21 protein-coding genes are annotated in these 21,423 nt (G+C 73.1%); 8 read left to right on the forward strand and 13 right to left on the reverse strand.

From position 1 onward, the window contains the following. Positions 1–28 precede the first annotated feature (28 nt). On the forward strand, positions 29–3,172 hold the full coding sequence (locus ABZ215_RS25670; RefSeq protein ID WP_354952237.1) for an AAA family ATPase: 3,144 nt from the start codon (positions 29–31) through the stop codon (positions 3,170–3,172). A gap of 93 nt (positions 3,173–3,265) precedes the next feature. Here the strand turns inward: ABZ215_RS25670 and ABZ215_RS25675 are convergent, their stop codons facing one another. The 4 genes from ABZ215_RS25675 to ABZ215_RS25690 are packed head-to-tail and all read right to left on the reverse strand — an operon-like array spanning position 3,266 to position 6,243. Next, entirely contained in the window at positions 3,266–4,111 is an 846-nt protein-coding gene (locus ABZ215_RS25675) for an ABC transporter permease (protein ID WP_020419123.1), read from the reverse strand. Continuing rightward, positions 4,108–5,085, reverse strand: coding sequence for a daunorubicin resistance protein DrrA family ABC transporter ATP-binding protein (locus tag ABZ215_RS25680; RefSeq protein WP_020419124.1), 978 nt, complete (start codon positions 5,083–5,085; stop codon positions 4,108–4,110). Before ABZ215_RS25680 ends, ABZ215_RS25675 begins: the two co-directional genes overlap by 4 nt. A 17-nt stretch (positions 5,086–5,102) precedes the next feature. Continuing rightward, positions 5,103–5,663: an NAD(P)H-dependent oxidoreductase gene (locus tag ABZ215_RS25685; protein WP_354952239.1), complete on the reverse strand. Its 561-nt coding sequence runs from the start codon at positions 5,661–5,663 to the stop codon at positions 5,103–5,105. Between the two features lie 55 nt (positions 5,664–5,718). Next, positions 5,719–6,243 (reverse strand): 2'-5' RNA ligase family protein, encoded by a 525-nt coding sequence (locus ABZ215_RS25690; protein ID WP_354952241.1) that lies wholly within the window; start codon positions 6,241–6,243, stop codon positions 5,719–5,721. 65 nt (positions 6,244–6,308) lie between these two features. On the opposite strand from ABZ215_RS25690, the gene ABZ215_RS25695 reads away from it, so the two are divergent. Together ABZ215_RS25695 and ABZ215_RS25700 are read left to right on the forward strand one after the other, a co-directional pair. Then, the gene (locus tag ABZ215_RS25695) at positions 6,309–7,862 is read left to right on the forward strand and encodes an acyl--CoA ligase family protein (RefSeq protein ID WP_354952243.1); all 1,554 of its coding nucleotides are present in this window, start codon (positions 6,309–6,311) and stop codon (positions 7,860–7,862) included. Positions 7,863–8,065: 203 nt separating this feature from the next. After that, the gene (locus ABZ215_RS25700) at positions 8,066–8,713 is read left to right on the forward strand and encodes a response regulator transcription factor (protein ID WP_020419129.1); all 648 of its coding nucleotides are present in this window, start codon (positions 8,066–8,068) and stop codon (positions 8,711–8,713) included. A 28-nt stretch (positions 8,714–8,741) separates the two neighbouring features. On the opposite strand, the gene ABZ215_RS25705 is transcribed toward ABZ215_RS25700, so the two are convergent. Next, positions 8,742–9,575, reverse strand: a complete 834-nt coding sequence (locus ABZ215_RS25705; protein ID WP_354952245.1) for an aldo/keto reductase — start codon at positions 9,573–9,575, stop codon at positions 8,742–8,744. Positions 9,576–9,595: 20 nt separating this feature from the next. Further along, positions 9,596–10,780 carry an MFS transporter gene (locus ABZ215_RS25710; RefSeq protein ID WP_354711901.1) on the reverse strand — a complete coding sequence of 395 codons (1,185 nt, stop codon included), beginning with the start codon at positions 10,778–10,780 and terminating at the stop codon, positions 9,596–9,598. Between the two features lie 136 nt (positions 10,781–10,916). On the opposite strand from ABZ215_RS25710, the gene ABZ215_RS25715 reads away from it, so the two are divergent. Further along, positions 10,917–11,378 carry a MarR family transcriptional regulator gene (locus tag ABZ215_RS25715; protein WP_017982288.1) on the forward strand — a complete coding sequence of 154 codons (462 nt, stop codon included), beginning with the start codon at positions 10,917–10,919 and terminating at the stop codon, positions 11,376–11,378. 362 nt (positions 11,379–11,740) lie between these two features. Here the strand turns inward: ABZ215_RS25715 and ABZ215_RS25720 are convergent, their stop codons facing one another. Both ABZ215_RS25720 and ABZ215_RS25725 read right to left on the reverse strand, forming a co-directional pair. After that, on the reverse strand, positions 11,741–12,136 hold the full coding sequence (locus ABZ215_RS25720) for an MmcQ/YjbR family DNA-binding protein (protein WP_354952247.1): 396 nt from the start codon (positions 12,134–12,136) through the stop codon (positions 11,741–11,743). A gap of 26 nt (positions 12,137–12,162) precedes the next feature. After that, on the reverse strand, positions 12,163–12,450 hold the full coding sequence (locus tag ABZ215_RS25725; protein WP_237335049.1) for a hypothetical protein: 288 nt from the start codon (positions 12,448–12,450) through the stop codon (positions 12,163–12,165). Positions 12,451–12,584: 134 nt separating this feature from the next. Between ABZ215_RS25725 and ABZ215_RS25730 the strand changes: the two genes are divergently transcribed. Both ABZ215_RS25730 and lnt read left to right on the forward strand, forming a co-directional pair. Further along, on the forward strand, positions 12,585–13,271 hold the full coding sequence (locus ABZ215_RS25730) for a hypothetical protein (protein WP_354952249.1): 687 nt from the start codon (positions 12,585–12,587) through the stop codon (positions 13,269–13,271). Positions 13,272–13,443: 172 nt separating this feature from the next. Next, positions 13,444–14,931, forward strand: a complete 1,488-nt coding sequence (lnt, locus tag ABZ215_RS25735; RefSeq protein WP_354952251.1) for an apolipoprotein N-acyltransferase — start codon at positions 13,444–13,446, stop codon at positions 14,929–14,931. Here lnt and ABZ215_RS25740 read toward each other — a convergent pair. Then, entirely contained in the window at positions 14,903–15,331 is a 429-nt protein-coding gene (locus tag ABZ215_RS25740) for an alpha/beta fold hydrolase (protein WP_354952253.1), read from the reverse strand. The two genes, lnt and ABZ215_RS25740, sit on opposite strands and share 29 nt — an antisense overlap. Positions 15,332–15,474: 143 nt before the next feature. On the opposite strand from ABZ215_RS25740, the gene ABZ215_RS25745 reads away from it, so the two are divergent. Together ABZ215_RS25745 and ABZ215_RS25750 are read left to right on the forward strand one after the other, a co-directional pair. After that, the gene (locus ABZ215_RS25745) at positions 15,475–16,101 is read left to right on the forward strand and encodes a glyoxalase (protein WP_354952255.1); all 627 of its coding nucleotides are present in this window, start codon (positions 15,475–15,477) and stop codon (positions 16,099–16,101) included. Then, the gene (locus ABZ215_RS25750; RefSeq protein ID WP_354952257.1) at positions 16,101–16,589 is read left to right on the forward strand and encodes a DUF1801 domain-containing protein; all 489 of its coding nucleotides are present in this window, start codon (positions 16,101–16,103) and stop codon (positions 16,587–16,589) included. The genes ABZ215_RS25745 and ABZ215_RS25750 overlap by 1 nt, the downstream gene beginning before the upstream one ends. Here the strand turns inward: ABZ215_RS25750 and ABZ215_RS25755 are convergent. From ABZ215_RS25755 to ABZ215_RS25770, 4 genes are all read right to left on the reverse strand, one after another. Further along, on the reverse strand, positions 16,570–17,256 hold the full coding sequence (locus tag ABZ215_RS25755; protein ID WP_354952259.1) for a haloacid dehalogenase type II: 687 nt from the start codon (positions 17,254–17,256) through the stop codon (positions 16,570–16,572). The two genes, ABZ215_RS25750 and ABZ215_RS25755, sit on opposite strands and share 20 nt — an antisense overlap. 71 nt (positions 17,257–17,327) lie before the next feature. Next, complete coding sequence (locus ABZ215_RS25760; RefSeq protein WP_039791624.1) at positions 17,328–18,089, reverse strand: NAD(P)-binding domain-containing protein; 762 nt, start codon at positions 18,087–18,089, stop codon at positions 17,328–17,330. A gap of 2 nt (positions 18,090–18,091) precedes the next feature. Continuing rightward, entirely contained in the window at positions 18,092–19,597 is a 1,506-nt protein-coding gene (locus ABZ215_RS25765; protein ID WP_020419145.1) for an amino acid permease, read from the reverse strand. Between the two features lie 45 nt (positions 19,598–19,642). Then, on the reverse strand, positions 19,643–21,208 hold the full coding sequence (locus tag ABZ215_RS25770; RefSeq protein WP_354952262.1) for an MFS transporter: 1,566 nt from the start codon (positions 21,206–21,208) through the stop codon (positions 19,643–19,645). Between the last annotated feature and the right edge of the window lie 215 nt (positions 21,209–21,423).

Below are 21,423 nucleotides of genomic sequence, written 5' to 3' on the forward strand. Positions count from 1 at the left end.
GGACATCGGCGCGCTAGCGTCAGGGGTGATGGACACCCACCTCGAACCCGCCCTGATCGGCCGTGACCACCCGGCCGGCCTGCTGCGCGCCGAGATCGGGCGGGCGGTGGACAGCCACGGCGGGCTCGTGCTGGTCACCGGGGAGCCCGGGATCGGCAAGACCACCCTGGTCACCGGCGCTGCGGACGAGGCCCGCCGGCTGGGCGCGCTCGTCCTCGGCGGCGCGTGCTGGGACTCCGGCAGCGCGCCCGGCTACTGGCCGTGGGTGCAGGTCCTGCGCGGGCTGCGGCGCGCCGCGACCGCCGACGAGTGGGCCGCCGTGGAACGGGACGCCGGGGGCGGGCTGGCGGTGCTGCTGGGCGAGGCGGACCCGCGGGAGACTCCGGACGGGTTCCGCCTCTACGACGCCGTCACCAGCGCACTGGTCACCGCCTCGCACAGCCGTCCGGTGGTGGTCGCGCTGGACGACCTGCACTGGGCCGACACGGCCTCCCTCAAGCTGCTCGAGTTCGCCGCCGGGCACACCTGGTTCGAGCGGCTGCTGCTGATCGGCACTTACCGCGACGCGGAGGTCGAGGTCGCCGAGCACCCGCTGCGGCCGATGCTGTCCTCCCTGGTCGCCAAGGCCCGCACGATCACGCTCACCGGCCTGGAACCCGACGAGGTCGGCCGGCTCATCGCCCGCACCGTCGGCGAGACCCCGGGCCAGGACGTCGTGGCCGAGGTGCACCGGCGCACCGGCGGCAACCCGTTCTTCGTCGAGCAGGCCGCGCGCCTGTGGCACAGCGGCGGATCGGTCACCGCGATCGCGCCCGGGGTGCGGGACGCGGTGCGCCGCCGCCTGTCGCTGCTGCCGGAACCGGTCGTCGGGCTGCTGACCACCGCCGCGGTGCTCGGGCAGCAGTTCCACCGCCAGGTGCTCGCCGCGGTCGCCGCGATCCCCGCCGCGCCCGCCGACCGGCTGCTCGACCAGGCCGTGGCCGCGCGGCTGGTCGCCGTGCGCGGCGGCGGCCGGTTCGCCTTCGCCCACGACCTGGTGCGCGAAACGCTCTACGACTCGCTCGGCGAGGACGAGACCCGCGAACGCCACGCCGCGGTGGTCACCGCGCTGGAGGGCAACCCCGCGCTCGCGGACCGGATCCTGCCCGCCGAAGCCGCGCGGCACGCCTACCTCGCCGGCCCGCTGGTGCCGCCGTCACGGGCGGTGGACCTGCTCGTCGCCGCCGCGCGGGCCGCGTCCGGCCGGATGGCGTTCGAGGAAGCCATCGGGCACTTCCGCCGCGCCGCCGAGATCACCGACGAGCCGCGGCGGCGTGTGCTCGTCCTGCTCGAACTGGGCGGCGAGCTGCACCACTTCGACGAGCCCGCCGAGGGCTGGGCGGTGTTCGAGGAGGCGAGCGCCCAGGCCCGCGCGCTGGGCGACGCGGAGCTGCTGGCCCGCGTGGCGCTGACCGCCTACCGCTGGGGCGACGACGCGGAGCGCGCCGAACTGAAGGCCGGGCTGATCGCCGAGGCCCACCGCGCGCTGATCGGGCCGGGCGAAACCGAACGTCCGCTGGAGGACCGGGCCAGGGAGGTGATCGTCCAGCTGGGCAGGCTCGCCCGCGAGGACGGCGACGACGAGGCGCTCGGCTTCAGCCTGTCCACGCTGCACGACTCGATCTGGGGGCTGGGCACGGCGGTCGAGCGCGAAGCGCTGATGGCGGAGCTGGCGGAGGTCGCGCACCGCAGCGGGGACACCGAGACCGAGCAGTACGCCACCTCGCTGCGCTGGGTCGCGCTGCTAGAGCTGGGCGATCCGCGGTACTTCGACCAGATGCGGGCATTTGTGGCGCTGGCCGAGCAGGGCGACTCCCGCCGGATGCAGTTCGGCGCGCAGATCGACCAGAGCATCCTGGCCGGGTTCCAGGGCCGGTTCGCCGACGCGGAGGCCCTGTTCGACGATGTCCTGTCGACGCCGGAACAGGTGCACCACACCCACTTCCTGCCGATGCTGCGCCACCACCGGTGGTCGCTTCTGCTGCAGCAGGGCCGGTTCGACGAGCTCGCCGAGTTCCACGCCGGCCTCGGCCCCGGCGACTACCCCTACCCGGGACTGCTGGAGGCCACCACCGCGGCGCAGCGCGGCGACGCGGCCGCGGCGGCCGAGTACCTGGCCGGGCTGGGGGAGCGGGATCCGTTCCCGCGGTCGTACCTGCCGATGTTCCTGCGGTTGCAGGCGCAGACCGCGGCGGCCGCCGGTGACGAGCGACTGGCCGAGCGGGCCAGGGAAGCGCTGCTGCCTTACGACGGGCAGTGGCTGGTGTCGGTGTTCGGGTTCGAGATCAGCGGCCCGGTCACCCTGTGGCTGGGGAAGCTGGCCGCGGCGGGGCGGCGCTGGGACGAGGCGCTGGAGCGGTACCGCGCGGCCGAGCGGTCGGCCGAGTCGATGTGGGCCCGGCCGTGGGTGGTGGAAGCCCGGCTGGCGCGGGCCGCCGCGCTGCTGGACCGGGCCGCGCCGGGCGACGAGCGCGAAGCCGCCGAGCTGCTGGACGTGATCGCCGCCGAGGCGGCCGAGCTGGGCCTGCGGCACGTGCCGGAACGCGTGCGGCGCCTGCGCGCCCGGGGCCACGAGCCGGCCGTCACCGGGGAGTTCCGGTTCACCGGCACGACGTGGACGCTCGCGCTGGCCGGGCGCACGGTGCACCTGCCGGACGCGAAAGGCCTGCGGGACCTGCACTTCCTGCTCAGCCACCCGGGCACCGACGTGCCCGCGGTGCGGCTGCTGGACCCGGCGGGCGGCGAGGTGGTGGTGGCCACCCGGCGCCTCGGCGGGGACGAGGTCCTCGACGACACGGCGAAGGCGGCCTACCGGCGCCGTCTCGCCGCGCTGGACGACGAGATCGACGCGGCGGCCGCCCGCGGCGACGACGACAGGGCCGCCCGGCTCGACAGCGAGCGGGCGGCCCTGCTGGAGGAACTGCGTGCCGCCGCCGGTCTCGGCGGGCGCACCCGGCGTCTCGGGGACGAGGCCGAGCGCGCCCGCAAGACCGTGACCGCCCGGATCCGCGACACCCTGCGCCGGCTGGACGGTCGCCACCCCCAGCTCGCCGAGCACCTGCGGGCGACCGTCTCGACCGGCGCGAGCTGCCGCTACGACCCGGGCGAACCCGGCATCACCTGGCGGCTTTAGGTGGGTTTCGGGCGGCGGAGCCGTCCGAACCACGCCCGCAACTCGCTCCGCTACCCGCACCGCCACGCAGGCCGGCGGGGCGACAGTTCCGTGTCACTTGCGGTTGTAGAGCCGCATCGTCAGCGTGCCGAACACCGCGAGCAGCGCTCCGCTGGCGATGAACGTCCACATGACGTCGCTGCCGTCCGGGGCGCCCATCATCAGGCTGCGCACCGCGTCGGACAGGATCGTCACCGGGTTGACGTTCACGAACGCCTGCAGCCAGCCGGGCATCGTGGCCGGGTCGACGAACACGCTGGACAGGAACGTCAGCGGGAACAGCACCATCATGCTGACGCTCATCACCGACTTCTCGGTGCGCAGCAGCAGCCCGAACATGGTCCAGATCCAGGAGAACGCGAACGAGAACACCAGCAGCAGCCCGATGCCGGCGAGCACGCCGCCGACGCCGCCCGCCGGCCGGAAGCCGAGGATCAGCCCGACGCTGAGGATGACCGCCGAGGCCGTGCTGTAGCGGAACACGTCGCCCAGCAGCGCGCCCACCAGCGCGGCAGGCCGCCAGATCGGCAGGGTGCGGAACCGGTCGAACACGCCCTTCTCGATGTCGATGTTCACGCCCAGCCCGGTGTACATCGTGATCATCACGACGCTCATCACCAGGATCCCGGGCAGCAGGAACTGCAGGTACTGCGTGGTCGACCCGGCCAGCGCGCCGCCGAACAGGTAGGTGAACATCAGCGTCATCATGATCGGGAACGCGGTGACGTCGAACAGCTGCTCGGGCACGTGCTTGATCTTCAGCATGGCCCGCCAGCCGAACGTCAGCGACGCCGACAGCGCGCTGGGCCGTTGCGGCTGCTCGCCGGCGTCGAGCACGGCGTGCAGGCTTTCGGCCGCCGGGGTGTAGGCCGGGGTCGTGTCGGTCGTGGTCGCGGTCATGCCGCTGCCTCCTCTTCCGCGGGGTGGTCGGTCAGGGCCAGGAACACCTCGTCGAGGCTGGGCTGGCCGAGGGCGAAGTCGTCGACGGTGATGCCGGCCTGCGTCAGTTCGGCCAGCGCGCGGGCGGCGTGCTCGGCCGCGCCCAGGTCGGACTCGCCGCCGCCGATGCGCGCGGTCAGCGACACCGGGTCGCCGCCGAGCTCCACAGTGGACCCGAGCGCTCGGGCCATCACCCGCTGGGCCTCGGCGCGCTGGGCGCCGTCGCGCAGGCGGACGTGGATCGAGCCGGCGCCGACGGAGGCCTTCAGCTCGCCGGGGGTGCCCTCGGCGATCACCTTGCCGTGGTCGATGACCGCGATCCGGTCGGCGAGGTGGTCGGCTTCGTCGAGGTACTGGGTGGTGAGCAGGACCGTGGTGCCCTGCGCGACGATGATCCGCACGATGTCCCACACCTGGTTGCGGCTGCGCGGGTCCAGTCCGGTGGTCGGCTCGTCCAGGAACAGCACGTCCGGGGTGCGCAGGATGCTCGCCGCGATGTCGATGCGCCGCCGCATGCCGCCGGAGTAGTTCTTCACCTGCCTGCCGCCGGCGTCGGTCAGGCCGAACGCCTCCAGCAGCTGGTCGGCGCGGCGCCGCGCGGCGGGCTTGCGGTGGCCCAGCAGGCGGCCCAGCAGCACGAGGTTCTCGATGCCGGTCAGGTCCTCGTCGATCGAGGCGTACTGGCCGGTGAGGCTCACCCGCTGCCGCACCGCGTCCGGTTCCCGCAGCACGTCGTGGCCGAACACCCTGGCCTGGCCGCCGTCTGGCCGGAGCAGGGTGGCCAGCACCCGCACCGCGGTGGTCTTGCCCGCGCCGTTCGGTCCGAGCACGCCGTACACGGTGCCGGCGGGCACGGCCAGATCCACGCCGTCCACGGCGCGGGTCTTGCCGAACACCTTGACCAGCCCGGACGTTTCGATCGCCAGGTCGCTCATGGTCCTTCCTTCCTTGTTCACGCCACGTAGGGGCGGGCCCGGCGGGCGGCGCGCAGCGCGGTGCCCCACCAGACGAGCTGGTCGAGCATCGGGCCGGCCGCGTGGCGGACGGCCTCGTCCCGCGGGCCGCCGTCAGGCCCCATGTCGAAGAGGTTGAAGCTCACGGTGTTGCGCAGCGTCACGGTGTGCAGCTCGGTGAACACCACGCGCAGCTGCTCGACCGCGTACAGCCCGGCGCAGCTGCACCCGTAGGACACGAACGCGACCGGTTTGGCCTGCCACTCGTCGTAGGCGAAGTCGATCGCCTGCTTCAGGGAGGCCGGGAAGCTGCGGTTGTACTCCGGGGTGACGACGACGAACGCGTCCGCGCGGTCGATCCGGGAGGTGAAGGCCGTCATCGCCGGGGTGGCGCGGGCCGGGTAGCGGGCCGGGAAGTCGAACTCCGCCAGGTCCACCACGGACAGCTCGAGGTCGTCGCGCTCGCCCGCGGTGCGGGCGAACCACTGCCCGACCTGCTGACCGGCCCGGCCCTCCCGGGTGCTCCCGATCAGGACCAGGACCCTCAGGACGTCCTCCATGGCGGCCTCCTCCCGTTCTCGACCGGTAGGCGCTAGATCGGCCGCTAGATCCGGTCTAGCGGGCGGGGCCCGGGAACCGGAACCGGTCTCGCGGCTGCCAGACGCCGTCGAAGACGGCGAGCCACGCCTCGGTGAGCCGGGCCGCCAGTGGCAGCGTGGCCTCGACCGACCGCATCAGCGCGGCGGCCTCCCGGGGGCTCGCGCCCATCGCGACGGTCAGGTGCGCGCCGACGTCGTCGCCGGGCCGGCTGCCCTGGGGGAGGACCGCGGACCACCGCCGCCGCAGGGTCGCGATCAGCCCGGTCAGCGGCTGGAGCGGCTCGGGCCGCAGGTACACGAACCCGTCGTGGTGGTGGCAGCGTTCGAAGCGGACCTCCATCGCGGGTTGCCGTTCCAGCAGTTCGGCCAGCGCCGTGACGGTGGCCTCGTCCAGGTCGGCGGCCGGCCGGAACGGGTACAGCAGCGAGATGTGCGCGGGCAGGCCCCGGCGGGCGGCCGGCGACAGTTCGGCCGCACGTGCCAGCAGCGGGTCGGCGGCCGGCACCGGGATCGCCAGCACGCTGCGTCCGCGCTCGGTCATGGACCGGTTCTACCGCGGATTTCGACAGCAGCGGAAACGATCTCGCGGGCGTTACGCTCGACCGCGTGACGGAGCTGTCCTTCGAGCCGCTGTCGCCGGTGTCCTTCCTGGACCGGGCGGAGGCGGCCCACGGTGACCGGGTCGGGGTGGTCGACGGGGAGCGTCGCTTCACCTACGCCGAGTTCGCCGACCGGTGCCGCCGGCTGGCCGGGGCACTCGCGCCGCTCGCGCGGGGGCGGCCGGTCGCCGTGCTCGCGCCGAACACGCACGTGCTGCTGGAAGCCAACTTCGGGGTGCCGTGGGCCGGGGTGCCGCTGGTCGCGGTCAACACGCGCCTGGCCGCCGGCGAGATCGCCTGGATCCTGGACCACTGCGAGGCCGCGGTGCTGGTGCACGACCCGGTGTTCGACGAGCTCGTCGCCGAGGTGCTGGACAGGCTGGGCAGGCCGGTCGAGGTGATCCGCGCGGGGGAGGAGTACGAGGGGCTGCTCGCCGGCGCGGCACCGCGGGCCGAGGCGCCGCGCGACGAGCGCGGCCTGCTGTCGATCAACTACACCTCGGGCACGACCGGTCGCCCGAAAGGCGTGATGTACCACCACCGCGGGGCGTACCTGCAGGCGCTGGCGATGGTCGGGCACACCGGGCTCTCGCCGTCGTCGGTGCACCTGTGGACGCTGCCCATGTTCCACTGCAACGGCTGGTGCTTCCCGTGGGCGGTGACCGCGGCCGCGGCGACGCACGTCTGCCTGCCGAAGGTCGAGCCGGCCCTGGTGTGGCGGCTGATCCGCGACGAGGGCGTCACGCACCTCAACGGCGCCCCGACCGTGCTGTCGATGCTCGCCTACGCCCCGGAGGCCGCGCCGGTCGCGCACCCGGTTCGCGTCGCCACCGGGGGCGCCCCGCCGAGCCCGGCGATCCTGCGCCGCATGGGGGAACTGGGCTTCGACGTCACGCACCTGTACGGGCTCACCGAAACGTTCGGGCCGATCATGATCTGCGACTGGCGTCCGGAGTGGAACACGCTGGACACCGCCGCGCAGGCCCGGCTCAAGGCACGGCAGGGCGTGGGAAACCTGGTGTCCTGCCGGGCCCGGGTCGTCACCGGGGACGGGTCGGACGTGCCCGCCGACGGCGTGACCACCGGCGAGATCGCGGTGCGCGGCAACAACGTCATGCTGGGCTACTACCGGGATCCCGACGCCACCGCGCAGGCCGCGCCGGACGGCTGGTTCCGCACCGGCGACCTCGGCGTGATGCACCCCGACGGCTACGTCGAGCTGCGCGACCGCAGCAAGGACGTGATCATTTCCGGCGGCGAGAACATCGCCAGTGTCGAGGTGGAGCAGGTGATCGCCGACCACCCGGCGGTGCTGGAGGTCGCCGTGATCGCGGTGCCGGACGACCACTGGGGCGAGGTGCCCGCGGCCTTCGTGACCCTGCAGGAGGGGGCGTCGGCGACCGCCGAGGAGATCATCGAGTTCGTCCGGGGGAGGATCGCGCGGTTCAAGGCACCCAGGCGGGTGGTGTTCGGCCCGCTGCCCAAGACCTCCACCGGCAAGATCCAGAAATACGTGCTGCGTGACCAGGCGTGGGCCGGCCACGCGTCGCGTATCCGATGAGTAACGACACGGGTTAGCGGTCCACCCGGCGGGGTAGCCGGTGAGCAACGAACGCTGAGCAGGGGTGGGCGCGAATGTTGTGGTTGATGTTGCTCGTACCGATCGTCATCCTGGTCTTCACGGTGAGCCTGCAGAAGTTCGAGGCCGTCATGCTCGAGACCGATCCGCTGCGGGACCGCCGTCGCTACCGATGAGGTGAGGGGATGATCACGGTCTTCCTGGTCGACGACCACGAGGTGGTGCGGCGCGGAGTCGCGGACCTGGTGGACGCAGACCCGGAGCTGACCGTGGTGGGCGAGGCCTCGACGATGGGCGAGGCGCTGGCGCGGATCCCGGCGGCGCGGCCGGACGTGGCGGTGCTGGACCTGCGGCTGCCCGACGGCAGCGGCATCGAACTGTGCCGGGAGCTGCGGTCCCGGATGCCGGAGCTGCACTGCCTGATCCTCACGTCCTACACCGACGAGCAGGCGATGCTCGACGCGATACTGGCCGGCGCCGGCGGATACGTCGTGAAGGACGTGCGGGGCATGGAACTGGTGTCGGCGGTGCGGCAGGTCGGGGCCGGGAAGTCGTTGCTGGACAACCGGGCCGCTTCGGCGCTGATGTCCCGCATCCGGGACGAGGCCGCGCCGTCCGGCGCCGTGGCGCGGCTGTCGGAGCAGGAACGCAAACTGCTCGACCTGATCGGCGAGGGACTGACCAACCGCGAGATCGCCGAACGCATGTTCCTGGCCGAGAAGACCGTGAAGAACTACGTGTCGCGGCTGCTGCACAAGCTCGGGATGCAGCGCCGCACCCAGGCGGCCGTGCTGGCCACGAGCCTGCGCCGGGACCGGCCGGGCCGCCGGTAGCGGCGGCCCGGCCGCGGGTGTTCCGGCGTCAGCGGACGTTGAAGGTGTCCGGGTCGGGCCCGGTGCGCAGGCCCTTCTCCAGCTTCGCCAGCTCGGCGAGGTCGCTCTCGTCGAGTTCGAAGCCGAACACGTCGAGGTTCTCCTTGATCCGGGACGGCGTGACCGACTTCGGGATCACGACGTTGCCCAGCTGCAGGTGCCAGCGCAGCACGATCTGCGCCGGGGTGCGGCCGTGCTTGTCCGCGAGCGCGGTGATCGCCTGCTCGCCGAGCAGCTCGCCGCCCTTGGCCAGCGGGCTCCACGCCTCGGTCACGATGCCGTGCTGGGCGTGGTACTCCCGGAGCTCGGCCTGCTGCAGGTAGGGGTGCAGCTCGATCTGGTTGACCGCGGGCACGATCTGGCTCTCCTGCGCCAGCCGGTCCAGGTGGTGCGGCTGGAAGTTGGACACGCCGATCGCGCGGATGCGGCTGTCGGAGTAGAGCGCCTCGAACGCGCGCCAGGTGTCGGCGTAGCGGTCGGCCTCCGGGACCGGCCAGTGGATCAGGTACAGGTCCAGGTACTCCAGGCCCAGGTCGGCCATGCTCTTGTCGAACGCGCGCAGCGTCTCGTCGTAGCCATGGTCGGAGTTCCACAGCTTGGTGGTGACGAACAGCTCCTCGCGGGCGATGCCGGACTGGGCCAGCGCCTTGCCGACCGCGGCCTCGTTGGCGTAGGCGGTCGCGGTGTCGATGCTGCGGTATCCGGCCTCCAGGGCCGCGGTGACCGCCTGGGTGGTCTCGTCCGCGGGGACCTGGAAGACCCCGTAGCCCACCTGCGGCATGTGGACGCCGTTGTTCAGTTCGACCGTGGGAATGGCGGTCATGTCTTTCCTTTCGCTGTCGTTCATCGGTGGACGGCCGGGATCTCCGGCTGCGTCCGGGCGGCCGGGCGCCGGTCGAGCGCGCCGGAGACCAGCGCGACGCCGAGCCCGGCGGCGGCCAGCACCGCGCCGATCCAGTTCGGAGCGGTGTAGCCGAGGCCGTGGCTGATCGCGAGCCCGCCCAGCCAGGCGCCGCCCGCGTTGCCGAGGTTGAAGGCCGCGATGTTCGCGGCCGACGCCAGTGCCGGCGCGTCGCCGGCCTTGGCCATGACGCGTGCCTGCAGCGGCGGCACGGTCGCGAACCCGGCGGCGCCGAACAACGCGATCGTGACCGCGGCGGGCAGCTGCGCGTGCGCGGTGAAGACGAACGCGACGAGCACCACGGCCAGCGCGGCCAGGATGACGTACAGGCTCGGCATCAGCGCGCGGTCGGCGGCCTTGCCCCCGAGCAGGTTGCCCACCACCAGGCCCCCGCCAAACAACACGAGGAGCCAGGTCACCGCGCCGGGGGAGAAGCCGGCGACGCCGGTCATCATCGGCGCGATGTAGGTGAAGGAGGCGAACACCCCGCCGAAGCCGAGCGCGGTCATGGCCAGCGCGAGCCACACCTGCGGCCGCCGGAACACGGCCAGCTCGCTGCGCAGGCTCTGGCCCTCGGTGACGGGCTGGCGGGGGACGAGCGCGACGACGCCCAGCAGGGCGATCACGCCGAGGCCGGCCACCGCCCAGAACGTGGAGCGCCAGCCGAGCTGCTGGCCCAGCGCGGTGCCGCCGGGCACGCCGAGCACGTTGGCGACGGTCAGGCCGGTGAACATGATCGCGATGGCGCTCGCCTGGCGGGACTTCGGCACGAGCGAGGCGGCGACGACCGAGCCGACGCCGAAGAACGCGCCGTGCGAGAGGGCGGCGACCACGCGGCCGGTCATGAGCAGACCGTATCCGGGGGCGATCGCGGAGACGACGTTGCCCGCGATGAACAACACCATCAGGCCGGTGAGGACCGTCTTGCGCGGCACCTTGGAGCCGAGCGCGGTGAGCAGGGGCGCGCCGACCACGACGCCCAGGGCGTAACCGGAGATCAGGAGTCCGGCCGTGGGCACCGAGACGCCGAGGTCGGTGGCGACCTCGGGCAGCAGGCCCATGATCACGAACTCCGTGGTGCCGATGCCGAAGGCGGCGATGGCCAGCGCGATGAGGGCGACAGGCATGTGGTTCCTCGTGAGAGCTTGGGGGATCAGCGTGGACAACTACCCGCTTTCGCAATAGTTGCACACGCCGGTTATTGCCAACGACGGCTAGACTAGCAGGCAAGTAGACTGGGGGCCTGCGAGGAAGAGGTGAAGCGTGTCACTGCCCGACGACGCGGTCGAAGCCCGCGCACACGGCTGGCGGACCCTGGCGGCGCTGCACGCCCGGATCGAGGACCGGCTGGAGCGCGCGCTGCAACGCGACCACGAGCTGTCCGTGAGCGAGTACACGGTGCTGGAGGTGCTGTCCCGCCAGGACGGCTTCCACCTGCGCATGAACCAGCTCTCCAGTGCCGTCGTGCTGAGCCAGTCCGCGACGACGCGGCTGGTCAGCAGGCTGGAGGACCGGGGGCTGCTGCAGCGTTACCTGTGCCCGACCGACCGGCGCGGGATCTACACCGAGGTGACCGCCGCGGGGCGGGAGCTGCTGGACGCCGCGCGGCCCACGCACGACCGGGCGCTGACGGAGGCGCTCGCGGCGGCCGAGGAGCTGCCGGAGCTGGCGCCGCTGGTGGCGGCGCTGCAGGCGCTGGAGTTGCCTGCGGCGGCTGGGCGCTGACGGCGCTGACGGAGGCGCTGGCGGCGGCTGGGGCCTGCCGGAGTTGGCGCCGGGCGCTGGAGTTGCTGGCCGCCGCCGGTGCTGGCTGGGCGAAGGAGCTCCCCGAGTTGGCGGCGCTGCAGGCGCTGGAGCGCCCCGCCGGCGGTTGGGCGCTGATCGCGCCCGCCTTCGGGGAACCGCCGCCGCGGTTCGGCCGCGGCTGCTCCGTGCGCGGTGGTGGAGGCGGTGGAGGCGCTGCCGGAGGTGGCACCAGGCGCTGGAGTTGGCAGCGGCCGCTGGGCGCTGATCCCGCCCGGCTCGCGGCGGTGATCGCCGGTGGCCCGGAAGTGCAGACCGCCGCTTCGATGTGCGCCCCTCGCCGCCTAGTCCGAAGTGGACAGCCCGTGCGCCGCGAGCCAGGTTCTGGCCCGGCGCGGCGACGCGCGGGCCAGCCAAGCGTCCTGGACGATCTCGGCCAGCTCGTCGTAGTCCAGCAGGCCGACATGCGCCTCCCGCAGCAGCACCGACGGGTGCCCGCGGAAGTGGGGCGTCGTGAAGAACGGCGAGCGCTCGTCGGCGACGAGGGCTTCCTTGTCGGCCTCGGAGCCGACCCAGAACACGATCACGTCCGGGTAGCGCTCGCCCGTCACCGGGTCGGCCGCGTCCGGGCGCGGGTTGCGGAAGAACACGAACGACCGCCCGCCGACCTGGTAGACGGGCCTGCCCCGGGTGCCTTCGACGCGCTGGACGTGCGGCATCGCCATGGCCAGGTCGTGCACGTCCTCGACGCGTGCGCGCCGGGCGGTCAGCCGACCGCCTCGTCGGTCGGCCCGAGACCGGTCTCGTCGACCGACGACGTGCCCCCGTCGGCGAGGCGCTGACGCAGCAAGGCCTTCCCCTGCTCGGCCCCCTTGCGGCTCTCACCCTGCGCGCGGCGGAAGAACTCGGCCAGTTCGCTGTCGCCGTCCCGCTCGGCGTCGGCGATGTACTGCTCCAGGCGCAGCGCGTTGCTGAGGCAGGCCTCGACGAACCAGATGATGTTGTAGTCCTTGTCCTGGGTGCCCGTGACCTGCCCGGTCTCGCTCGTCGACATCGGGTCCTCCTTCCGGGTTGACGGAACCGGGTACCCACGCTGCGCCCGGTCAAGCACGCCATCCGCCGGAATCCTGGCCGCGGAGCTTCGCGATGCGCGAGGATGGGGCGGCATTTCCACACCGGGAGGTCAGCGTGTTCGGCAGGTTCAAGCGCAACCGCGCCGCGCAGCCGCGGCCCGTTTCGACGGCCGGGGTGCCGCGGTGGCCCTTGGAGGCGTGGCGGCGCCAGGACCTCGACCCGGACAGCCCGGAGTACGCCGCGGTCTGCCTGACCCCGGCGTTCCCGGAACACGACGAGCCCCGCATGCTCGACGACGCGACGCTGCGCCGGATCGTGGCGGTGCGCTCGGCGGCGGAGATGGACCGGCTGGCCGGCGAGTTGTCCGCCGACGAGCGTTACGCCGGCCTGGACACCGTGTACGGCTGGCTGGTGCGGGCCTACGTGGGCACGGACCGGGAACTCGAGGTGATCGAGGAGGGGCTGCGCGGCTGCCCCCGCAAGTACGGCGTGCTGGACCTCGCCGGGACGGCGATGCTGCGGCGCGGCCGGGCCGCGGACGCGCTGTACTACTGGGCGCAGTCGGTGACCAACGCCGAGTCCGTGGGCGAGGCCGACGACGCGACCGCCTACGACTTCCTGATCGTGGCCGCGCGCGCCATGGCCGAGCCCGCGGCGGTGCTGGCGTTCGGCGTGCGGGCGGAGACCCAGTACATCGCCCTCGACGACGAGCACACCGACCTGGTTTCGCGGTTGTTCCGCAGGCCCACCGAACCGATGCGCGTCGTGGTGCGGGGCTTGGCCGAGCGGGTACTGGGCTGAGTGCGGTGGCCGCTGCCTGACCGCGTCCTGCTACCGCAGGCGGGGACCGTGCTCCCTCGAACCAGCACCGGGCGTCGCGCTGTCAGACCCCTGTCGCGCGGCGGCGAGCCAGTGCCGGAACCCCTTCGGAATTCTTCCAGCTCCACCGGCCGGCGCGAGCTAGCGTGCTCCCATGTGGGTGCGCCGCTGGCTCGTGCGCGGGCTCGCGGTGGCGAGCGGCTGCCTGCTGGTACTCGCTTTTCCCGCGCCGGCCCTGTGGTGGCTCGCGTGGGCCGGGCTCGTTCCGCTGCTCGTGCTGCTCGCCAGGGCGGGCTCGGTCCGCGAGGCGGTCTGGCGCGGTTTCCTCGCCGGGGCCGGGTTCTTCCTCGCCTTCTTCCACTGGGTGCTGCCGCACGTGGGGCTGCTCGCCCCGGTGCTCGGGCTCGTCGGCGGCCTGCTGTGGGTTCCGTTCGGCGTCGTGGCGCACCGGCTGCTGCGCGAACCGACCGCGGGCCGCGCCGCGCTCGCCGCCGTCGTCCTGCCGTCGGTGTGGGTCGCGGTCGAGGCGGTTCGCTCCTGGGAACACCTGGGCGGCGCGTGGGGACTGCTCGGGCTCACCCAGTGGCCGGCGCGGCCGCTCCTCGCGCTCGCCTCGTTCGGCGGCGTCTGGTTGCTCGGCTTCCTCATCGTCGCTGTCAACGTCGGGCTCGCCGTCGCGGTGCTCGCGGGTCCCGCGCGGACGTTCGGGGCAGGCCTGGCCCTCGGCGTTTTCGCGCTGGTCCTCGGCTACGGGCTGCTGCGGCCCGATCCCGTGCCCACCGGCAGCCTCCGCGTCGCGGGTGTGCAGCCCGGTCCGGTGCACGGCGCGGAGGAACGGTTCACCGCGCACCTGGAGCTGACCCGCCGCGCCACGGGGCAGGACGTCGTCGTCTGGGGCCAGAGCAGCACCCCCTTCGACCCGGCCACGCGCCCCGGCGCGGTCGACCGGCTGCGCGCGGCGGCCGCCGCGGCCGGCAGTGACGTGCTGGTCAACGTCGACGCCCGCGCCGCCGACGGGCGCATCCGCAAGACCACCCAGCAGTACGGTCCGGACGGCCTGGCCGGGACGTACGAGAAACGCCGCCTGGTCCCCTTCGGCGAGTACGTGCCGCTGCGCCCCCTGCTCGGCGGCGTGCTGCGCGGCACCGGCATCGCCGAGGAGGACCGCGCCCCGGGCGGCGCGCCGGCGATCCTGCGCATCGGCGAGGCCGGGGCGGGCCCGCTGATCTCCTACGAGTCGATGTTCCCCGACCTGCGCCGCGAGCTCGTCCGCCTGGGCGCCGACGTGACGATCGTGCAGGGCTCGCTCACGTCGTTCCACGGCACCTGGGCGCAGCCGCAGCAGGCGAGCGCCGAAGCGGTCCGCGCCGTCGAGTCCGGACGGTCCGCGGTGATCGTCGAACTGAACGGCACGTCCGCCGCGTTCGACGCCGAGGGCAGGCGGCTGGCCTGGATGCCGCCGGACGAGCGCGGCGTCTTCGTCGTGGACGTGCCGCTGTACCAAGGCGCCACCCCGTACGTCCGGTGGGGCGACTGGGTTCCGGCCGCGGCGTTCGGCATCACCGCCGCGGCAGCCGCCCGCGCGCTGCTGATCCGCGCGCGGGCGGCGCTCACTAAACGGTGGCGGCCGCCTTGCGGATGACGTCGGCGACCTCGGCCGGGTGCGACAGCATCACCAGGTGCGAGGAGTCGATCTCGACGGTCGTCATGCCGGCCCGCTGGTAGCCGAACCGCTCCACCTCCGGGTTGATCGTCGTGTCCGAAGTGGACACCACACCCCAGGACGGCTTGGTCCGCCACGCCGCCGCGGACGCGGGTTCGCCGAACGCGGCCGCGGCCAGCGGGCGCTGCGACACGGCCAGCACGCGGGCGAGGTCCTCGTCGACGTCGGCGGCGAAGATCGACCGGAACACGTCCCGGCGCTGGCCTCGGCGATGATCGACACCGGCCGGTGGACCGACGCCACGGAGCTGCTCGACGAGGCGGCCGAACTCGCCGTGGTGCACCGCTTCCGCTACCTGGGCGGCGACTTCGCCGCGCACCGTGGGCTCGCACCTGCACAACGCCTACCCGAAGCTCGGCGTGAGCGGGCGGCACCAGTTGCGGGAGGTCGTCGGCGACCCGCCGTAGAACCGGTCAGGAATCAAGAAGCGCAGGTCAGGGCGCCGCGAATAACGTTCCTGACATGACCTCGATCAACACCATCACCCTGGAAGTGGCCGACATCGCGGCCGTCGAGCGCTTCTACACCGCCGCCTTCGGGCTCGGCTCCCGGCTCCGCCTGCGGGCGGCCCAGGAGCAGACCACCGGCTTCCGCGGCTTCACCCTCTCGCTCATCGTGTCCCAGCCCGCCGACGTGGAGCTGCTGTTCCAGTCCGCAGTGGACGCCGGCGCCACCGTGCTCAAGCCGGTCGCCAAGAACATGTGGGGCTGCGGCGGCGTCGTCCAGGCCCCGGACGGCACGATCTGGAAGGTCGCCACCCCGGCGAAGAAGGACACCCGCCCGCCGTCCCGCGAGGTGCAGAACATCGTGCTGCTGCTGGGCGCGTCCGACGTGGCCGCGAGCCGCAAGTTCTACACCGGCCACGGTTTCACCGTCGCCAAGAGCTTCGCCCGCATGTACGTCGAGTTCGCCGCCGGGGAGGGCCCGATCATGCTGGGCCTGTACCGCCGCCGCGCGCTGGCCAAGGACGCCGGGGTGCCCCCGGAGGGCAGCGGCGCGCACCGCATCGCGATTGGCGGTGACGGCGGCTCGTTCACCGACCCGGACGGGTTCGCCTGGGAAGCCACCACGTCCGCGGCGCTGTCCTGATGTGCCTGCACGAACCACCCGCACACCTGCGAACCAGAGGAGAGACCACCTTGAGCACGTACCAGGGCTTCACCGCCGAAGAGCGCGCCGCGATGAAGGAGCACGCCCAGGAGGTGAAGAAGGAGGCTCGCCGCAAGTCCGCCGCGGACAAGGCGGCGGAGGCCGAGCGCGACGTGCTGGCGAAGATCGCCGGGATGCCCGAGTCCGACCGGGTGCTGGCCGAACTCCTGCACTCGGTCGTGGCGGCCAGCGCCCCGCACCTGGCGCCGAAGCTGTGGTACGGCATGCCCGCCTACGCCCGGGACGGCAAGGTCGTGTGTTTCTTCCAGAGCGCGAGCAAGTTCAAGTCCCGCTACGCCACGCTCGGCTTCAGCGACGAAGCGGTTCTCGACGACGGTGCGATGTGGCCGACCTACTTCGCCCTGACCGAGGCGTCCCCCGAGGTCGGGGAGCGGATCGCGCTGCTGGTCAAGCAGGCGGCCTGCTGAGCGCGGTCACCAGGCCGTCCAGCCCGTCCACCCGCAGGTCGAACGAGTCGGACTCCGCGGGCGGATCGCCGACCGGGCGGTGCACGTAGGCGGTCCGCATGCCCACCGCCTGGGCGCCGCGCAGGTCCCAGGCGTGGGCGGCGACCATGAGGACCCGGCCCGGCGCGCAACCGGCGACGTCGATGGCGTGCCGGTAGATCTCCGGCGCCGGCTTGTACACCCGCACGTCGGCACTGGACAGGGCCTGGTGCCAGCGCAACCCGGCGTGCGCGTTGAGCCGCAGCAGCGCGGCGTGGCCGGCGTTGGACAGGGCGAGCACGGGGAACCGCCGGGACAGCTGGTCGAGACCGGCGACGGAGTCGGGCCACGCGGGGTGCCGCTGTCCGGCAGTGGCCAGCCGGGCGATCACCGCCGGATCGGTGATCCCCGCGCGGCCGGCCACCAGCTGTGCGGCCTCGGCGTCGAGGACCTCGGAGTCCGCGTAGTCGCGTTCACCCCGCCCGATGCGTGCCTGCTCGGTCTCGATGTGCTCCTGCCACACGGCGAGGAGTTCGTCCCCGGCCGCCGGTACCGCCTCGCGGATCGCCGCGCGGAGGCCGGACGGTTCGTCGACCAGCGTGCCGAGCACGTCGAAGACGACCACCTCGATGTCGTGGATGCCGGACACGCTTCCCCCTCGTCACCACTCGGCCTGGTGACGATCTTGCCCGCGCCGGGCGCACCGGTCAAAACCGGCGGTCACTTCCGCACGCGGGCGAGGATCCGGTCGAGCGCGCGCCGCACCGCGTCCGGCAGGCCGTCGCCGCGCAGGTCGTCGCGGAACTGCTCGTTCAGGCCGCCCGGCGTGGTGTGCCTGCCGGCCATCACGGTCAGGGAGTCCGGCCGTTCCAGCAGCGAACGGCCCAGCTCGCCGAAGACGTGCGTCACGAAGGCGTTCGCCGCGTCGTGGTCGACGCCCTGCTCCGCCATCCAGTCCACGACGGTCGCCAGGTAGTCCAGGTGCGCGGCGAACGTCGCGGTCGCGCCGAGGAACGTCTCCAGCGCCGCCTCGTCGCCGGGCACCAGCACACTGCCCACGCGCGTGAACAGCTCGCGCGCCGCCGCGTTCTCCGGGTACACCACGGTCAGGCTGCGGCGCCGCGTGGCCTGGGGGAGCGGAATGGACCGGACCACCTCGCCGGCCGGCGCCGACCACGCGCGCAGCCGCTCCACCGGCACCCCGGACGTCGCGCTGACCAGCACGTGCTCCGGCCGGAACGCCAGCTCCACCAGCACTTCCCGGGCGACCGGGGCGGGCACCCCGAGCACCACCACCGGCGCGTGGTCCAGCACCTCCTGGTTGCTCGCGCACACCCGCACGTTCGGGAACCGCTCAGCGAGCGCGGCCGACACGGCGCGCCCGCGCGGTGACAGGAACACCTCCGGCGGATCGTCGCCCGTGCTCAGGCCCTCCACGATCGCGGCGGTGATCTCGCCCGCGCCCACGAACCCGTATCGCATCGTCACACCGCCCGCAGATCCTCTTCGACGGCCGCCAGTTCGGCGGGCGTGCCCTGCACCTTCGGGCCAGTGAACCACTTGCGCGCCGAGGCGAACCACCACACCGCCGCGCCGCCGAGCACGACGAGGAACGCGATCGGCGTGTAGTTGAACGTGCCGACCGTGACCGGGTACGCCTGCGGCAGCATGAACAACACGAAGATGACCGCGACCCACGCGGTCGCGACGACGCCGACCGGGCGGCCCCACCGCCCCAGGTGCCACGGTCCGCGCTCGAACTCCGCGCCCTTGCGCACCCGCAGGAACACCGGGATGACGTAGGCGACGTACAGCCCGACGGTGGCGATCGAGGTCACCGCGGCGTAGGCGGTGGCGCTCCACAGGTAGGGCAGCGCGAGGACCAGCGCGCCGGCCGCGGCCAGCCACACCGAGTTCGTCGGCGTGCGGGTGCGCTTGTTGATGCGGTGCCACACCCCCGAACCCGGGATCGCGCCGTCCCGGGCGAACGCGTAGATCATCCGCGAGTTGGCCGTCACCGACGCCATCCCGCAGAACAGCTGAGCGCCGATCGCGATCAGCAGCAGGAACTTGCCGGTGGTCGCGCCCGCGGCGTCGAGGAAGATCTGCGCGGGCGGCACCCCGGTCGGCGAGTTGACCGCGCCGTCGTAGTCCTGGATCGCGAACGTGAGGCCCAGCAACAGGATCCAGCCCGCGACGAGCGACACCAGGATCGAATTGACGATCCCGCGCGGTCCGGCCGTCGCCGCGTTCTTCGTCTCCTCCGTCATGTGCGCCGAGGCGTCGTAGCCGGTGAGCGTGTACTGCGCGACCAGCAGCCCGAGCGCGAACACGTACGGCGCGAAACCCCAGCCGGTGTTGTTCACGAAGTGGCCGAACACGAACGACGCGGACTGGTGCTTCTCGGGCACGAACACCAGCACCCCGACGATCACCAGGACGCCGGCCAGGTGCCACCACACGCTGACGTTGTTCAGCACGGCCACCAGCCGCACGCCGAAGGTGTTCAGCAGCCCGTGCACCGCCAGGATGATCGCCAGCAGCAGGATCGTGTGCCCCGGCGTCGCGGCGAACCCGAACTGCAGGTCCAGGAACGCGTTGAGGAACAACGCGGCGCCGAAGTCGATGCCGGCGGTCACCGCCACCTGGCCGATGAGGTTGAACCACCCGGTGAACCACGACCAGGCCGCGGCCGAGCGCCGCGGCGCGAGCTTCGCCGCCCAGTAGTAGAGCCCGCCCGCGGTGGGGTAGCTGGAGCACACCTCCGCCATGCCGAGGCCGACGAGCACCACGAACACCCCGACCAGCGGCCAGCCCCAGATCATCGCGGCCGGCCCGCCGGTGTCCAGGCCGAACCCGTAGAGCGTGAGGCAGCCGGACAGGATCGAGATGATGGTGAAGGACACGGCGAAGTTGGAGAACCCCGACATCGTCCGCCTGAGTTCCTGGGCGTAGCCGAGCTGGTGCAGCCGGGTGCTGTCGGAGTCCACGGGCTCACCTCGGTGTTCAGTTGACGGGTGCGGAAACGGTAGTGCTCACCCGCGCGGAGCGTCAAGGTCCGTCCGGGTGTCCACAACGGACTCCGCTGCGCCGGTCGGCGGAACGTGGCGCAGCAGGCGGACGATCAGCGCGGCCACCACGGCGAGCGCGGCGGCGCTGATCGCGGCGACCAGGTGCAGCCCGCCGGTGAACGCCTCGCGCGCCGGGGCGAGCAGCGCCGCGGCCAGGTCCGGGGGCAGGTCGCGGGCGGCGGTGACCGCGTCGGCGAGGCTTTCCCGCGCGGCGTCGGCGGCCCCGGCGGGGACGGCCTCCGGCGGGGTGAAGCGGCTGGTGTAGACCGCGGCGCCGATGCTGCCGAGCGCGGCGAGCCCGAACGCGAACCCGAACTGGCCGCTGGTCTCGTTGAGGGCGGCGGCGGAGCCGGCCTTCTCGGCCGGCGCGGAGCCCATGATCAGGCCGGTGCTCAGGGTGACCAGGGGGCCGGAGCCGAGGAAGATCAGCGCGAACCCGGTCGCCACGGCGCCCGGCCCGGACGCGGCGCCGGTCCGGGTGAGCACGACCAGCCCGCATACCGAGATCACCAGCCCGCCGCCGATCAGGTACGCGGGCCGGAACCGGCGGGCGAGGACCGGCGACACGACGAACGACACGGTGTTGGCGGCGATCGCGGGCATCATCCACAGCGCCGCGCCGAGCGGGGAGAGTCCTTCGACCAGTTGCAGGTCCTGGGTGATGAACAGCATCAGCGCGCCGATCAGCAGCGTGCCGGACATCATCGCGCCCAGCGCCGTGCTGAACGACCGGTTCGCGAACAGCCGCAGGTCCAGCAGCGGGTTTTCCAGGCGGCGCTGCCTGCGGGCGAACAGGACGGCGAAGCAGATTCCGGCGGCCAGGCTCGCCAGCGGCAGCGGCCGCCAGCCGTCCTGGGCCAGTTCCTTGAGCCCGTGGATCGCCGGGATCACCGCGGCCAGCGACAACGCGACACTGACCAGGTCCGGCTTTCCGGCGTCCGGGTCGCGGTACTCGGGCAGCAGGACCGGGCCCGCGACGAGCAGCAGCGCCATCGCGGGCACGCCGAGCAGGAACACCGAGCCCCACCAGAAGTGCGTGAGCAGGGCGCCGCCCGCCACCGGGCCGATCACCGCCCCGGCCGAGAAGCACAGGCCCCACAGCCCGATCGCCAGCCCCATCTGCCGCGGGTCGCGGAAGAGGGTGCGGATCAGCGACATCGTGGACGGCGCGAGGGCAGCCCCGGCCACCCCGAGGACCGCGCGCGCCGCGATCAGCACCAAGGGGGTGGACGCGAAGGCGGCGGCGACCGAGGCGGCCCCGAACGCGGCCGCGCCAATGAGCAGCAGCTTCCGGCGGCCGATCCGGTCGCCGAGCGTGCCCATCGTGATGAGGAACCCGGCCATGAGGAAGCCGTAGACGTCGGTGATCCACAGCTGCTCGACGCTGCTAGCGCCGAGGTCGGCGGCCAGGTGCGGCAGGGCGAGCAGCAGGACGTAGACGTCGATGGAGACGAGCAGGGTGGGCAGGGCGAGCACGGCGAGCGCGAGCCACTCCCGCCGTCCGGCCCTCGCCGGGATCGCGTGGGTCATGCCAGGTCCTTCCGGTCCGCGGTGGTTTCCACGGACAGGTCGGAGCGGCCGCCGGGTTCTCGACATGCGGCGGGTGGCGGGGTCGGGGTTTGGTGTTGTGTCGCCCGGCCGGGTGGTGGTGGGGTGGTGGGCTGCCGGTGGTGCGGGTGCTGTGGTGTCGCGGGTGGTGCGTCCGGCGGGGCGGCCCGGGCTGCGGGTCGCGGCGCCCGGTGCCG

The sequence above is a fragment of the Amycolatopsis sp. NPDC006131 genome, assembly GCF_040614175.1.
In the GTDB taxonomy this organism is placed as follows: Bacteria; Actinomycetota; Actinomycetes; order Mycobacteriales; family Pseudonocardiaceae; genus Amycolatopsis_E; species Amycolatopsis_E tucumanensis.

What these genes read in the sequence shown, in the direction of transcription:
- ABZ215_RS25700 (WP_020419129.1), top strand. Translation starts at nt 8,066, where the DNA reads ATGATCACGGTCTTCCTGGTCGACGACCACGAGGTGGTGCGGCGCGGA.
- ABZ215_RS25685 (WP_354952239.1), bottom strand. Translation starts at nt 5,663, where the DNA reads ATGGAGGACGTCCTGAGGGTCCTGGTCCTGATCGGGAGCACCCGGGAG.
- ABZ215_RS25745 (WP_354952255.1), top strand. Translation starts at nt 15,475, where the DNA reads ATGACCTCGATCAACACCATCACCCTGGAAGTGGCCGACATCGCGGCC.
- ABZ215_RS25705 (WP_354952245.1), bottom strand. Translation starts at nt 9,575, where the DNA reads ATGACCGCCATTCCCACGGTCGAACTGAACAACGGCGTCCACATGCCG.
- lnt (WP_354952251.1), top strand. Translation starts at nt 13,444, where the DNA reads ATGTGGGTGCGCCGCTGGCTCGTGCGCGGGCTCGCGGTGGCGAGCGGC.
- ABZ215_RS25760 (WP_039791624.1), bottom strand. Translation starts at nt 18,089, where the DNA reads ATGCGATACGGGTTCGTGGGCGCGGGCGAGATCACCGCCGCGATCGTG.
- ABZ215_RS25770 (WP_354952262.1), bottom strand. Translation starts at nt 21,208, where the DNA reads ATGACCCACGCGATCCCGGCGAGGGCCGGACGGCGGGAGTGGCTCGCG.
- ABZ215_RS25750 (WP_354952257.1), top strand. Translation starts at nt 16,101, where the DNA reads ATGTGCCTGCACGAACCACCCGCACACCTGCGAACCAGAGGAGAGACC.
- ABZ215_RS25675 (WP_020419123.1), bottom strand. Translation starts at nt 4,111, where the DNA reads ATGACCGCGACCACGACCGACACGACCCCGGCCTACACCCCGGCGGCC.
- ABZ215_RS25680 (WP_020419124.1), bottom strand. Translation starts at nt 5,085, where the DNA reads ATGAGCGACCTGGCGATCGAAACGTCCGGGCTGGTCAAGGTGTTCGGC.
- ABZ215_RS25725 (WP_237335049.1), bottom strand. Translation starts at nt 12,450, where the DNA reads ATGTCGACGAGCGAGACCGGGCAGGTCACGGGCACCCAGGACAAGGAC.
- ABZ215_RS25710 (WP_354711901.1), bottom strand. Translation starts at nt 10,780, where the DNA reads ATGCCTGTCGCCCTCATCGCGCTGGCCATCGCCGCCTTCGGCATCGGC.
- ABZ215_RS25690 (WP_354952241.1), bottom strand. Translation starts at nt 6,243, where the DNA reads ATGACCGAGCGCGGACGCAGCGTGCTGGCGATCCCGGTGCCGGCCGCC.
- ABZ215_RS25670 (WP_354952237.1), top strand. Translation starts at nt 29, where the DNA reads ATGGACACCCACCTCGAACCCGCCCTGATCGGCCGTGACCACCCGGCC.